Genomic DNA, 14,301 nt, shown 5'->3' with positions numbered 1-14,301 from the left:
TCAGCGCAGGGGTTTCAAACTTATGCCGCTACTTCTTCGTTGGCTTCGAAACTGTCCGCCCGTGCCATCTGCCACATCCGCGAGTAGAACTCGCCACTCACTTCGCCGGTCAGCAACTCGCCCGGTTTGAGAAACACGTGCAACTGCGAGAACAGCTTGACCTCGGTGGCCGACATGCGCCGTACCAGGTGTTTGGCCGAGAGTTGTGAAGGGTGTTCAAGACCCGCGGCGGCGAGCATTTCCGCCAGGGCCTTGAGGGTGTTGCGGTGGAAGCTGAACACCCGTTGGGCCTTGTCCGGCACCACCAGCGCGCGCTGGCGCAGGGTGTCCTGGGTGGCGACGCCGGTCGGGCATTTGTTGGTGTGGCAAGACTGCGACTGGATGCAGCCGATGGCGAACATGAAGCCCCGGGCCGAGTTGGCCCAGTCGGCGCCGATGGCCAGCACGCTGGCGATGTCGAACGCGCTGACGATCTTGTCGCTGGCACCGAGTTTGATCTTGTCTCGCAGGTTGAGACCGACGAGGGTGTTGTGCACGAATAGCAGGCCTTCGCGCATCGGCACGCCAATATGGTCGGTGAACTCGACGGGCGCGGCGCCGGTGCCGCCTTCCTTGCCGTCGACCACAATGAAATCGGGAAGGATGCCGGTCTCCAGCATGGCCTTGGCGATGCCCATGAATTCCCATGGGTGGCCGAGGCAGAACTTGAAACCCACCGGTTTGCCACCGGACAAGTCACGCAATTGCTGGATGAAGTGCATCATTTCGATCGGCGTGGAAAACGCGCTGTGGCGCGACGGTGACACGCAGTCCTCGCCCATCAGGATGCCGCGGGTCTCGGCGATCTCTTTAGTGACCTTGTGCTTGGGCAGGATGCCGCCGTGGCCGGGCTTGGCACCCTGGCTCATCTTGATTTCGATCATTCGCACCTGCGGCATTTGAGCCTGTGCGGCAAAGCGTTCCGGGTCGAAGCGGCCGTCGCTGGTGCGGCAGCCAAAGTAACCGCTGCCCAGTTCCCAGGTCAGGTCGCCGCCGTGTTCGCGATGGTACGGGCTGATGCTGCCTTCACCGGTGTCGTGGGCGAAGTTGCCGAGTTTGGCCCCCTGGTTCAATGCGCGAATGGCGTTGGCGCTGAGCGAACCGAAGCTCATGGCCGAGATGTTGAACACCGATGCCGAATACGGTTGGGAGCACTGCGGGCCGCCAACGGTGACGCGGAAACTGCTCGGGTCGCTTAACGGTGCCGGGCGCATGGAGTGGCCGATGAATTCGAAGCCCGATTGATACACGTCGATCAGCGTGCCGAAGGGTTTGTCGGCGGTTTCGTTCTTGGCCCGGGAATACACCAGCGAGCGCTGCGCCCGGGAGAAGGGCAGGGCGTCGCTGTCGGATTCGAGCAGGTATTGGCGGATTTCCGGGCGAATGCCTTCGACCAGATAGCGAATGTTGCCGAGGATCGGGTAGTTGCGGCGCACCGCGTGGGGGCTTTGCAACAGGTCGAACAGGCCGACGAGGCTGAGCACGCCGGTCACGGCGGTGATCGGCCAGAGCCAGTCGTATTCGAGAAAGGGCAGGCTGGCGAGGGTGAAGATCACGCAGACGGCAAAGAAGGCGTAGCGGCTCAGGAGTGACAGGCTCATACGGGTTCCTTGGATCCTTGGATCCTTGGGTTCGGACTAGGTATCGTTAAAAGATCGTCCAAACGCGGCCCGATCTTTTCAGGCGTTGTGTGCCCGAGTGATTTACAGCTTACGAGCGATTCCTTTGCCAGGGCAACCGCGAGTGTCAAGCACGCGGGTTTCAGCCCCTGACGAGGCATTGATGGAGCGCCGTCAGCGCGGGCCTTTGCTCACCCGCGGCAGACATGTGATCCTTGGTGTTTTTAAATCCAGAGCCTTTTTTCATGCCGACTGCTTCTACACCATCCTGCGGTTTGATCCGCATCGCCGCCGCCCTGTTGATCGGCCCCGACGGCCGAACCTTGCTGGTGCGCAAGCGCGGCACCACGGCTTTCATGCAACCGGGTGGCAAGATCGAAGCCCATGAGTTGCCGGTTCAAGCACTGGCCCGTGAACTGGATGAGGAGTTGGGTCTGCTCATTGATCCGCAGCAGGCCAGCTTCCTTGGCGAGTTCTCTGCGCCGGCCGCCAACGAACCAGGTTTTGTCGTTCAGGCACAAATATTCCAGCTGACGATCGCTGCCGACGTTACCCCGGCCGCCGAGATCGAAGAGGTGATCTGGATCGACCCGACCACTGATGCGGGTGTCAGCCTGGCGCCATTGACACGGGACCTGATCCTGCCGTTTTATCGAGCATCACTGACCGCGATTGCCTGATCATCCACGCCGAGGACCGCCATGATCCCGCTCCAGGACTTGCTGATTTTCGCCGCTGAGCCATTGCTGGTGGTGCGGGCACCCGCAGCGTTCCATCTGTCCCCGGCGCCGCGCTTGATGCCTGAACAAAAACGGATGGCCTGAGCATGTGGATCGAGCGCCTGGACGCCAGCCATGCCCTGGCTTATCGAGAGTTGATGCTCGAAGCCTATGACCTGCATCCGCAGGCGTTCACTTCCAGTGTGCGCGAGCGTGCGGCAATGCCGTTGAGTTGGTGGGAGGCGCGCCTGACCGGCAAGATGGAAGTGGTTCTCGGAGCGTTCGCAGAGGGACGCCTGGCGGGCATCGTCGGCCTCGCTTTCGAATATCGCGAGAAGGCCCGGCATAAAGTGACGCTGTTCGGCATGTACGTGACCGGCAAGGTCCGCCAGGGCGGGATTGGTCGGCAACTGGTCGAGGCAGCGTTGGCCGAAGCACAGCGTCATCAGGGTTTGCGCCTGATCAAGCTGACTGTCACCGCCGGCAATGTTGCCGCGATCAACCTGTACCTGCGTTGCGGTTTCGTCCAGTTCGGGCTGGAACCGATGGCGGTGCGGGTGGGTGAGGATTACTTCGACAAGGTCCATATGTGGCGCGAGCTCTAAGTCCACCACGATCAAAAATGTGGGAGCGGGCTTGCTCGCGAAAGCGCAGTGTCAGTCGACATCAGCTTGACTGATACACCGCTTTCGCGAGCAAGCCCGCTCCCACAGGTTGATTGCGTTTCAGCGGACTTTTGGCCGTCAGCAAAAAATCATGCATGTACGGCGCATCTTACCGTCACCGCCGGCAATGTTGCCGCGATCAACCTGTACCGGCGTTGCGGTTTCGTCCAGTTCGGGCTGGAACCGATGGCGGTGCGGGTGGGCGAGGATTACTTCGACAAGATCCATATGTGGCGCGAGCTCTAAGTCCACCACGATCAAAAATGTGGGAGCGGGCTTGCTCGCGAAAACGCAGTGTCAGTCGACATCAGCTTGACTGATACACCGCTTTCGCGAGCAAGCCCGCTCCCACAGGTTGATTGCGTTTCAGCGGACTCTTGGCCGTCAGCAAAAAATCATGCATGTACGGCGCATCTTACCGTCACCGCCGGCAATGTTGCCGCGATCAACCTGTACCTGCGTTGCGGTTTCGTCCAGTTCGGGCTGGAACCGATGGCGGTGCGGGTGGGTGAGGAATACTTCGACAAGATCCATATGTGGCGCGAACTCTAAGTCCACTACGATCAAAAATGTGGGAGCGGGCTTGCTCGCGAAAGCGCAGTGTCAGTCGACATCAGCTTGACTGATACACCGCTTTCGCGAGCAAGCCCGCTCCCACAGGTTGATTGCGTTTCAGCGGACTGCGCTGACACCATCGAGTGTCGAAAACGACGTGTCCTTGGCCGTCAGCAGAAAATCACGCATGTACGGTGCATCCAGCATATCGGTGCGGATCGCCGCATAGAGCGTGGCAAACAAGCCTTTTTCGCCCAGCCGCTTGGCCTTCACGTAACCCCGTGAGCTGTATTCATGCAGCGCCCAGTGGGGCATGCCGCAGACACCGCGTCCGCTGGCCACCAGTTGCATCATCATCACCGTCAGCTCCGAGGTGCGTACCTGCGCCGGTTCGATGTCGGCCGGTTCCAGGAAGCGGGTGAAGATGTCCAGCCGGTCGCGTTCTACCGGATAAGTGATCAGGGTTTCCGCGAGCAGGTCTTCCGGGACGATATAGGCCTTGCCGGCCAGGCGGTGCTGGTTGGCCACCGCGAGCATCGCTTCATAGGTGAACAGCGGCACGTAGGTGATGCCGACCAGATCCACCGGATCGGAGGTCACCACCAGGTCTAGGTCGCCACGGGCCAGGGCCGGTAGCGGCGCGAAGGAAAAACCCGAGGCTAGGTCCAGTTCGACTTCCGGCCAGGCGTCGCGGAACTGGTCGATGGTCGGCATCAGCCATTGGAAGCAACTGTGGCATTCGATGGCCATGTGCAGGCGCCCGGCGGTGCCGCCGGCCAAACGACTGATATCGCGCTCGGCGGCGCGCAGCAGCGGCAGGGTGGCGTCGGCCAGTTGCAGCAGGCGCAAGCCGGCGCTGGTGAAGCGCACCGGTTTGGTTTTGCGCACGAACAACGGCATGCCCAGCCGTTCCTCAAGCTCTTTGAACTGGTGAGACAGCGCCGACTGGGTCAGGTGCAGGCGGTCGGCCGCGTCCACCAGGCTGTCGGCTTCGCGTAAGGCGTGCAGGGTCTTGAGGTGACGGATTTCAAGCACCGGTCTGGCTCCATGAGAAAAACTTGTGATCAACACGAAAAGGTTGAGTTTGTCTCATGTTGCCTTGCCTGTCGACAATAGCGCCATGTTTTACCGAATCTTATGAAGAGAATTCTCACCATGGCACTGGCCCACACCCTTGGTTTCCCCCGTATCGGCGCGGACCGCGAATTGAAGAAAGCCCTTGAGTCCTACTGGAAGGGCGATATCGACCAGCAAGCGTTGAATGACGTCGGCCGTCAGCTGCGTGCTGCCCACTGGCAATTGCAGAAAGACGCCGGTATCGATCTGCTGCCAGTCGGTGATTTCGCCTGGTACGACCAGGTGCTGACGCACTCCCTGACCTTCGGCGTGATCCCGGAGCGCTTCGACAACACCAAGGATGCCAACGGCCTGCCGACTCTCGATACCCTGTTTGCCATGGCCCGCGGCGCCAGTACAGCCTGCTGCGGCGCTGAGCACGCCAACGCGCCGTACGCCGAGGAACTGACCAAGTGGTTCGACACCAACTACCATTACCTGGTCCCGGAATTCACGGCCGAGCAAGCGTTCAAGCTGAGCTGGGAACAACTGTTCGATGAAGTCGATGAAGCCCGGGCGCTTGGTCACACCGTCAAACCCGTCATCATCGGTCCGTTGACTTACCTGTGGCTGGGCAAGGCCAAGGGTAACGACTTCGACCGGCTCGACCTGCTCGAGCGCCTGCTGCCGGTCTATAACGAAATTCTGGTTCGCCTAGCCGGGCAGGGCGTGGAATGGGTGCAGATCGACGAACCGATCCTGACACTCGACCTGCCCCAGGCCTGGAAGAACGCCTTCGAGCGGGCCTATCACATTCTTCAGTATTCGCCGCTGAAGAAGCTCGTGGCAACTTATTTCAGCGGCCTGGAAGACAACCTCGGGCTGGCGGTCGGCCTGCCGGTGCAAGGCTTGCACATTGACGCGGTACGCGCGCCGGACCAACTCGGCCAGGTGCTCGATCGCCTGCCGACCTACAAGATTCTCTCGGTAGGCCTGGTCAATGGTCGCAATGTCTGGCGCTGTGAACTGGAGCCCGTGCTGGCGCAACTGCAATTTGCCCAGGAGCGCTTCGGCGACAACCTGTGGGTCAGCAGTTCCTGCTCGTTGCTGCACAGCCCGGTGGATCTGGAGCGCGAAGACAAACTCGATCCGGAACTGAAAAGCTGGCTGGCGTTTGCAGTGCAGAAGTGTGGCGAAATCGCTGTGCTGCGTGATGCGCTCAACGATCCGCAAGCGCCCAAGGTGCAAGCGGCCCTGGCACAAAGCCGTGCCATTCACGCCAGTCGCTCCCAGTCACCGCGTATCCATAAAACCGACGTTCAGGCTCGCATCCACGGCATCGCGGCAACCGACAGCCAGCGCCAATCGCCGTTCGCCAAACGCATCGAACAGCAACGCGCGCAGCTGAAACTGCCGGTGTTCCCGACCACCACCATCGGCTCGTTCCCGCAGACCGCTTCGATCCGCCTGGCGCGCCAGGCCTTCAAGCAGGGCAAGCTGTCGGCCAACGATTACAACGACGCCATGCGCTGCGAAATCCGCCACTCAGTGCAAATCCAGGAGCGCCTGGGCCTGGACGTGCTGGTGCACGGCGAGGCCGAACGCAATGACATGGTCGAGTACTTCGCCGAGCAGCTCGACGGTTATGCCTTCACCCGTTTCGGCTGGGTGCAGAGTTACGGTTCGCGCTGCGTGAAACCGGCGATCATCTACGGTGACCTGAGCCGCCCGAAAGCGATGACGGTCGACTGGATCACTTATGCACAGGGCCTCACGGACAAAGTCGTGAAAGGCATGCTGACCGGTCCCGTGACCATGCTGATGTGGTCGTTCCCCCGGGAAGATGTCTCGCGCAAGGTCCAGGCACAGCAACTGGCCCTGGCCCTGCGTGACGAAGTGCTGGACCTGGAAAGCGCCGGGATCAGGATCGTGCAGATTGATGAAGCAGCGTTCCGCGAAGGCCTGCCGCTGCGCCGGGCACAGTGGCAGGAGTATCTGGATTGGGCCGTGGAGGCGTTCCGCCTGAGCGCCTCGGGGGTGCGCGACGAAACCCAGATCCACACCCACATGTGCTACAGCGAATTCAACGATGTGATCGAGTCCATCGCGGCCATGGATGCCGACGTGATCAGCCTCGAAACCTCGCGTTCGGACATGGCGTTGCTGGAGGCCTTCGAAGCTTTCGACTACCCCAACGACATCGGCCCGGGCGTCTACGACATTCACTCGCCACGGGTGCCGGACACGGCCGAAATGGTCAAGTTGATGAGCAAGGCGGCGCAGCGGATTGCGGCCGAGCGTCTGTGGGTCAACCCCGATTGCGGGTTGAAGACGCGGGCGTGGCCGGAGACGGAAGCGGCGTTGGTCAACATGGTGGCGGCGGCGCGGCAGTTGCGCAGTCAGTTGGCGTAACCTTGAGGGGAGCGGGCCAGCCGCTCCCCCTTTCAGTTAAAGCGTTTCAAAGTACTGGAGGACGGCAGATCGATTGCCGATATCCGCATAGGGCAGGTTGGCATCGTCTGCGTGTGTCAGATAACGGTGTTCCGGCAGTTTCAAGTGGGCCTTCTCGAACCTCTTGAATTGCGGCGGATTATCGCTTTTGTAGTGAAAGTGGGCGTACCAGAGCAACTCTGGTTCAGTGAGTGTCATATCCCAGATTTCATATTCCTGCATGTAGTCTGGGTGTCCGTCGCGGCGCTTGCCGAGATTTCTGATCGGAAGTTTTTTACGTATCTCCACCGCATCCTGCTCGATCAGGTCCTGCAACATACCGTCGGTGGGTTTGCGTGTGGTCAGTGATTGCCGGGTGCGCAGCGAGCGCCCGGTGGTTTTGAGCTCGTCCGCCTTGTCGCGTAACGCTCTTATGATTTGCTCCTGCGCGGCCACACCCTCAATACGGTCGGCACGGCGAATGAGCTCGTCCGCCTCGCTGACCAACATGTGCTCCAGGTCAACCGGGAGCATATCCTGCTCGGCGTAGCCCTCAACCTTGGCCTGGTATTTGGGCTGGTAATCCAGGCGCTTTTGGGCTTCGTCCAGCAGTGCAGCGAGATTCGGTTGAACCGCTGCCGGTCCGGGTTTCGACGGAGGCAGCAGGCGAAATTTGTCACCACTGGTTTGCTCCCAGACTTCATTGTCGTTGACTTTGAATAGCCGCTTCTTGCTTTTCGGATCCCAACTTTCAACACCAATCAGCCATTGGTTGTCCTCGGTCGGGAACAATTTTTTACTTATTTCCCCTTTGGGTGCCACCGGGACAGATTGATCGATGCCTTTACGTGCCAAGACTGTCATTTTATCGATGCCGGCCAGCAACGGATCAACGACATCCATGTGGAAGTATTCCGGGTAGCTGGTTGTCCAGACCCTCATCTTGCGTCGGAATTCTGTGTACTGCGAAACGCAGACCTGAAGGCTCTGATTGCGCTGCTCCCGTGTGACGATGACTTCCGGGAGGCCGTTCTGCAACGACAAGGCTCGGGCGACATTGTCACGCAGCGCAACGACCTGATCTTTGAGGTACTGCCATGCTGCATCATCGGTTGTGCCGTCCCGTCTGACGATTTTCATCTGGTAGATGGTTTTCAGAAACGTCAATCTGGCTTCGGTGGCGTTTTGGTTCATTTCTTCCATGATTGACTTCAGTAGGGCTTTGTGCGACTTGATGCTGATGCGATCAAACCAATAGTTGGCCTCGGCTTTGAACTTTTGCATCTGCTCCACGTTAGCCACGAACTCCACCTGCAGTTTGCGCAGACCGTCGTTCACAGCCGCCCGCTGTTCAAGGGCGGTACTGGGTAATTTGTCCAGCTCCTCTTTCAGGGCAGTCATTCGTTTAAACAGGTCTACGTTACCGTCCGAGGCATAAGACGCACGGTGCCTGTATCGATCAGCCAATATCCAGGTACCTTTGCTTATCGCTTCAGTTAGCTCACGTTTTTTTCGTCCCTGTGTCAGCGGTTCCAGCTCCACCAGCACCCTGTGCCGTCGGATGGCCAATTCAATATCGAGTTCGCATAAGGCGTCGACAGTCGGCCTGAGCGCCGGGCGACTCTCCATCGTAGTGGCTTGGTAATTATTGATTGCGATAGCGCTGGAATCGGTCTGGACACGAAATTCATCGGTAACCTCTTGGGCTGTCTCGTTCAACTGTTGAAGGCGGCGAAACCTCTGATCGGTCCACCAGCGTGGCAGCCGTTGACGAACAGCTTGTGGCCAGATCGGATCTAATGCGTCGGCTAAATGCCCGTACACCTGGCCACCCCCCAACCCACCCCCTTCGAAGGCCGTCCCATAAACGCCGAACCAGGTGTCCCAATGACCTGTTTCATCCAGGGCAACAGGTTGCTTGTAGGTTTTTCGGGAATTGCCGAACAGACGCCAGTTGCGCGAATCCTTGCTCAGTTCAACCTGAAAGATACGGCCCTGGCGCTCGATGAAATCACCATCGGCATGCCGGTATATACCGCGGTAGAGACCATGGGTTGCCGGTTGCAGCCCCAGTAGCGAGAGCGGTTTTTCGTACTCGTAACCGGCGAAGCGTGCCAGCACATGCCGGGCTTGTCGCAGGGAAATGTGCTGCATCGCCGCGACGTTTCTGACCAGCTTGTTCAACTGGCGAGTGCGGGTGAAGGAGCGCGCTGTCCGGGAAAGCGCCGAGCTGGCCACTTCACCCGGGAGCAGATCCATGGCCGCGTCAATCAATGACAGCAGCACCGATTCGACCTCTGACAGGCCGTCACCCACCTCGCCGCGAATAAAGGCCGCGGTCGCCTGGTTCGCGGCGGTCCAGGCATCGTAGAGGGCGATGGTCACGCCAACGAAAGGCACCATGCCCATGGCCATTTTCATGTAGTTGAAGGCACGCGGGCCTTTGAGGGCATATCGCTCCATGTACAGCGCATAGTTGGAGCGCGACGTGCCCCGATGGGCTTCGATCAGGCGGCCCATATGTCCATCGAGCAGGTGTGCGGCCAGCGAGGTAGTCGCCGGCCAGCGCGCGCCGACCCCGATCATCGCATCGAAGTGCGTGAGCACGGCCTGATTGATGCGCCTTTCATGGGCTGCAACCTGACCCTGCAACGCGCGACCGGCCAGATAGTTGACCCATCGCTGATGCAGGCACAGGTTGAACAGGGCTTTGCGAGCCCCCTCCAGGTTGTCGTAGCGACGCAGGAACTGGCCATCGGGACTGTCGGGCAGGTAGAGCAGGGTCGTACCACTGACCTGTTCTTCAATGAACGTCACACCCGACAAGGTGGCGGAGCCTTCACCGGGCGTGTCCTTGCCCCCTGCGCTCAGGAAGGCTGCGAGCATGACGATACGCTTACCGTCGGCGTTCCAGGCCTCGGCGCTGTTGGCGTCGATGGCGATGTTCAGCACTTTCAATTCGTCGACGCTGATCTGTTTCTGCAGGCGGGCGCATTCGCCTTGCAGCTTGAGCATCAGGCGCCAGGGCTCGATCAGGCATTCACGCCGATGCTCCTTCACGAACACGGATTCGTCGGCCGCGCCCATGAACGTTTTGCGGATCTGCTTTTCGTAGGCCTGGGCCAAGTCGAGTTCGGGCAGGACCCTCTTCAGCCAGGGCACTGTGATCCCGGTCGTCAGGTTCTTGCTTTCGGTTTCATCATCGGCAGTGACCTGCACCTGCATGTACGACAGGCGTAGCGCCAATTGCACCAGGTTCATCGACGGCGTGGTGTCGATGTTGTGTTGGGCCAGATCCTCCAGAGACATCTTGCTGCGCGATATGCTGGGCACTGATTTGAGTTTCTGCGGGGTGCCGGGTGCTCCGGGCGCTTCAACGAATTGGTTTTCCAGTCTCACCGAATCGGGCAAGTCGAGCTTGACGTCGAAACTGCCCTTGACTGCAAAGTCTTTGCGCAGGCGGGCGTGCAGGTGTTTGCGGGTGAAGTCGTCCCGGGGCTCCAGGGCAATGGTCATCAGTTCGTGGCTGCGTTGCATCGCCGGGATGTACGCCTGAATCAGGCCTTTGAGTTCGTTACGGTCCGCTTCAGGCAACTGGTTGAGCCACTGCGGCAGGTTGGCGGCGAGGGCGCCACTGCGGTCTTGCTCAAGCAGATGGGTGAAGGCCAGGCTTCTGGCGGCGTGCACCGGAACCTGTAATCGGGCGAGGGCGCCTTGGCGCAAAATCTCCAGTTGTTCGGCACGCTGTGCGGCGTCGGCCGGTTCAGCATGGAGCTGACGTATTTTGCCGGCCTGTTTTTCGAAGTCGCTGGTCAGTTGGTCAAGGCCATGCAGGAGCGCATCGCCGCTGATTTTTTTCAGCTGCACGGTCAGTTTGCTGTCCTGATCGTGAAGCATGAACACCTGGTGCTCCAGCTCGCGACGGTTGGCAAACCGTTGCAATCCACCACCGGCTCCAGGCCAATAGAGCAGTACGCTATGTGGCGAGTCTGCGTCGATGAGCGCGTCCGCGGCGGTCACGACAAATGCGCCGTTCAGCACCTGGGTGGTGGGGCTGCCGCCGTCATCCTGTTGCTCGCTCGTTGATAGCGTGAGGCTGGCCGCTACCGCGTCCAGACCGGGTTCGTCGGGGGTGTCGAGTACAGCTTTGAGCCGGCTGCACTCATCGTCAGTCAACTGCTTGAGCGCCAGTTGCAGCGCTGCTTCGGCGTGTAAACCGGCCTTGTGAGCGGTGTGCAGGGCGCTGAATTCTTGCTGAAACCTGTCCAGATCCAGGGGGCGCGAGCGATGGAGTAATGCCGTACAGGCCTTGTCGGCAGCTTGTTCGGCATCTTCCAGCGCTTCGAGCGAATCCTTGAAAGGTTGCAGGCCTTCACCTTCGCCAACCGCTTCAACCAGTGTTTCCAGTGCCTCACGCTGTTTGTCCAACGCAGCCTTGCGCATCGACCGGGGGATATCGGCGTACAGGCTGCCGAAAAGCGCGGGCTCATCGACCTGGGTATCGTCATCGCCGGTTTCCAGCTTGGGCGGAGAGGCGAAAACCGCTATTTTGCTGTGCTGACGATCAATCTGCTCAGCCTGGCTCAGGGCTTGCCCTCCATGCTCCGCGAGCCCGGGCTTGCCGCGCGTGCCATGCCGTAACGCGGTCACCTGAGCCTCCAGGTGAGCCGCGTACAGATCGCTTGAGCCCACGACAAATGGCTTGGTTTGTACTGTGTACTCAAAATGCATGTTATCGCTGGGCAGGCCCCTGGGAACGAGTGCTTGCCGCGACAGCCAGTCTTGCATGTCGCTGCGCTGCTTGAATACCTGGATTGCGAAGGGCCGGCTGGGCAGATACAGCAATGGGCTGGCGCTCGCTGGGTCTCCCGTGGTGATGACCCAGGCACCTGTGAGTTTGACTCGGCTTTGGTTGCTTAACACCAGCGCCAGTGTTTCGATACGGATGGGCGGGTCGCTGGAGACCGCCTCTGCGGGGGGCGTATCAATGAGCGTCAGCAAAGGTTTGAGCTGCTGCGCCGTAAGGGTTTTCTGGGCGAATGCCAGTTGGGCGGCGGCCTCGAAATGATCGCGATAAAGCTGTATCGAGCGTTGTTGTCGCGACACAGGGGTGCCGGGGGCTCGCGAGGCCCAGAAGGTTCGCCAGCGCTCGCCGAGTGCCTGCTCCAGATTGAGCTTCTTGAGTCGCGCGAGCATTTGCAGCGGTGTCAGTGCTGACAGGGGGTGGGGCTGATCAACGCCCGTCACTCGACATTGCTGATCGAGGGTTTCCTCCAGCGTCGGGTGTTGCACAACGAAAGCGCAGGCATCGGTCAAACTGACGAAACGCTCTGGCTGCTCGTCCGTGGCGGGGAAGAGCAAACCGGCCAGTTGCCCATCCAGATTCAGTTCCCGTTGGAGCAGTTGATTGAGCGTGTCGCGCAGTCGCGGACTGCTGGTCACCAGCTCGCGCAAGCCCTGGCTGGTTTCGCGCCAGCGTGCAGACGCTTGCAGAAACAGGCTTTCGTCGATCAGGGGCGGTAGCGGGGGGGAGGGTGTAAAGACGGCAGGTGTCGACAAGGGCAGTTCGAAGAGGAGTCTATCGGTCATGGCAATATGGCTCGCGATGTGGGGAGCAGTGGATCCGCTCCTTGATCGAGCCATTTAAGGAAAGTCCCGTGTGGTACGGGCACTACATAGTTACCGCACCACGACATGAGCGTTAGCGCACCGACCATTCGGCGATGTTCATCAAATTGTCACGCAACTGTGGCAGCGCGCTTGCGCAAACATCATCAGACTCGCGCTCTACTGGGGTTCTGCGTTTCGGTGTTTTTCATGCGTGCTTTCTTTCTATCGGCGGCCTTTTTGCTGGCCGGGCTGTTCAGCCTGCCATCCATGGCGGCCTCGCAATGTGATGTGAATGTTCCAACCCAACGGGTCGATCTGGCACAGGTGAGCCTGGCGTACCAGAGCATCGGGCGTGATTCCGATCCGGCGCTGTTGTTGGTCATGGGCCTGGGCGGGCAGTTGATTCATTGGCCGGATGAGGTGGTGGTCGCGCTGTGTCAGCAGGGTTTTAGGGTGATTCGTTACGACAACCGGGATGTCGGTCTGTCCACTTGGCGGCAAACGCCCGCCGACGCCAACCTGACCTTCGAAGTGCTGCGCTACAAACTCGGCTTGCCGGTGTCGGCGCCCTACACCCTGACCGACATGGCGGACGATGGCTTCGGCCTGATGGATGCCCTGCATGTCGAACGGTTTCACGTGCTCGGCGCGAGCATGGGCGGGATGATCGCCCAGCATATGGCAGCCATGGCGCCGCAACGGGTCGAGAGCCTGACGTTGATCATGACCACATCCGGGGCCGAAGGTTTGCCGGCGCCGAGCGCGGCCCTTATGCAATTGCTGGCGCGTCGCGGCGCCCCGAATCGTCAAGTGGCTCTGGAACAACAGGCCGACCTGCTGGCAGCGCTGGGCAGTCCGATGGTCAGTGACGATCGTCAGGCATTGCTGGAACAGGCGGCCGCTTCCTATGACCGGGCGTTCAATCCCGAAGGCGTGAAGCGCCAGATCATGGCCATTCTGGCCGAACCGAGCCGTGTCGCGTTGCTTAACCAATTACGGGTGCCGGCGCTGGTGGTGCATGGTACGGCCGATCCGCTGCTGCCGGTGATGCACGGCGTGCATCTGGCGGCGCACTTGCGTGGCAGTGAGTTGAAATTGATTCCGGGTCTGGCCCATCGCTTCCAGGAACAGTTCAAGGCACCGTTGTTGGCGGCAGTGTTGCCGTATTTGCGCGCTCACCGGGAAGACACGTCGCATTGGGCGCAAATCGACCCGGTAGCCGAACACAATCTCCTGTAACCCCCGGCAAGGGGGGATGTTCAGGCGTGCAGGCGCACCCAGACGCTGACCAGCACGGTGGCTGCCATCAACCAGGCCACGGCGGCCACCGCCAGCGAAGCCTCCAGGCGCATCCGGTCCACCATCAGGTACAAGGTCGCCAGGTAGACGAAGTACGGAATGATCGACCACATGCCGAACACGATGGTGGTCTTGAGGTCATCCAGCGAGCGGCCTTTGCCGACGATGTAGTGGGCAATCAGGGCGAAGGTCGGAAACAGTGGCACCAGGCCGGCGATGTAATAGTTTCTGGTCTTGGCCAGGGCGGCGAGGATCACCACCACCGCGGCACCCAGCATTGCTTTGAGAATCAGGTCCACACAGGTCTCG

General features: G+C 60.2%; 9 protein-coding genes and 2 pseudogenes. 7 read left to right on the top strand and 4 right to left on the bottom strand.

Annotation, left to right across the window (positions count from 1 at the left end; all coding sequences use genetic code 11):
* Positions 1-20 precede the first annotated feature (20 nt).
* Positions 21-1,640, bottom strand: coding sequence for an FMN-binding glutamate synthase family protein (locus tag KW839_RS15900; protein WP_218424840.1), 1,620 nt, complete (start codon positions 1,638-1,640; stop codon positions 21-23).
* Between the two features lie 263 nt (positions 1,641-1,903).
* On the opposite strand from KW839_RS15900, the gene KW839_RS15895 reads away from it, so the two are divergent.
* From KW839_RS15895 to KW839_RS15880, 5 genes and pseudogenes are all read left to right on the top strand, one after another.
* Positions 1,904-2,338, top strand: coding sequence for an NUDIX domain-containing protein (locus tag KW839_RS15895; RefSeq protein WP_218424838.1), 435 nt, complete (start codon positions 1,904-1,906; stop codon positions 2,336-2,338).
* Positions 2,339-2,359: 21 nt separating this feature from the next.
* On the top strand, positions 2,360-2,482 hold the full coding sequence (locus KW839_RS27690; protein ID WP_256352678.1) for a hypothetical protein: 123 nt from the start codon (positions 2,360-2,362) through the stop codon (positions 2,480-2,482).
* A gap of 2 nt (positions 2,483-2,484) precedes the next feature.
* On the top strand, positions 2,485-2,982 hold the full coding sequence (locus tag KW839_RS15890) for a GNAT family N-acetyltransferase (protein WP_218424836.1): 498 nt from the start codon (positions 2,485-2,487) through the stop codon (positions 2,980-2,982).
* A 168-nt stretch (positions 2,983-3,150) separates the two neighbouring features.
* Positions 3,151-3,288 (top strand): annotated as a pseudogene (locus KW839_RS15885) (GNAT family N-acetyltransferase); the annotation flags it as partial.
* A gap of 168 nt (positions 3,289-3,456) precedes the next feature.
* Positions 3,457-3,594 (top strand): annotated as a pseudogene (locus KW839_RS15880) (GNAT family N-acetyltransferase); the annotation flags it as partial.
* A gap of 120 nt (positions 3,595-3,714) precedes the next feature.
* Here the strand turns inward: KW839_RS15880 and metR are convergent.
* On the bottom strand, positions 3,715-4,632 hold the full coding sequence (gene metR / locus KW839_RS15875) for a transcriptional regulator MetR (RefSeq protein ID WP_060541855.1): 918 nt from the start codon (positions 4,630-4,632) through the stop codon (positions 3,715-3,717).
* Between the two features lie 120 nt (positions 4,633-4,752).
* Here metR and metE point away from each other — a divergent pair, with 120 nt between their 5' ends.
* Complete coding sequence (gene metE / locus KW839_RS15870) at positions 4,753-7,065, top strand: 5-methyltetrahydropteroyltriglutamate--homocysteine S-methyltransferase (RefSeq protein ID WP_218424930.1); 2,313 nt, start codon at positions 4,753-4,755, stop codon at positions 7,063-7,065.
* 36 nt (positions 7,066-7,101) lie between these two features.
* Here the strand turns inward: metE and KW839_RS15865 are convergent, their stop codons facing one another.
* Positions 7,102-12,672 (bottom strand): dermonecrotic toxin domain-containing protein, encoded by a 5,571-nt coding sequence (locus KW839_RS15865; protein WP_218424835.1) that lies wholly within the window; start codon positions 12,670-12,672, stop codon positions 7,102-7,104.
* A gap of 228 nt (positions 12,673-12,900) precedes the next feature.
* On the opposite strand from KW839_RS15865, the gene KW839_RS15860 reads away from it, so the two are divergent.
* Positions 12,901-13,932 (top strand): alpha/beta fold hydrolase, encoded by a 1,032-nt coding sequence (locus KW839_RS15860; protein WP_218424832.1) that lies wholly within the window; start codon positions 12,901-12,903, stop codon positions 13,930-13,932.
* A 20-nt stretch (positions 13,933-13,952) separates the two neighbouring features.
* Here the strand turns inward: KW839_RS15860 and KW839_RS15855 are convergent, their stop codons facing one another.
* Positions 13,953-14,282 carry a GlpM family protein gene (locus KW839_RS15855; RefSeq protein WP_162237398.1) on the bottom strand — a complete coding sequence of 110 codons (330 nt, stop codon included), beginning with the start codon at positions 14,280-14,282 and terminating at the stop codon, positions 13,953-13,955.
* Positions 14,283-14,301: the final 19 nt, after the last annotated feature.

The organism is Pseudomonas sp. PDM31 (genome assembly GCF_019218965.1).
Lineage (GTDB): Bacteria > Pseudomonadota > Gammaproteobacteria > Pseudomonadales > Pseudomonadaceae > Aquipseudomonas.
Note: the sequence above shows the minus strand (reverse complement) of the source record. Positions and strands in the feature narration are given on the sequence as shown.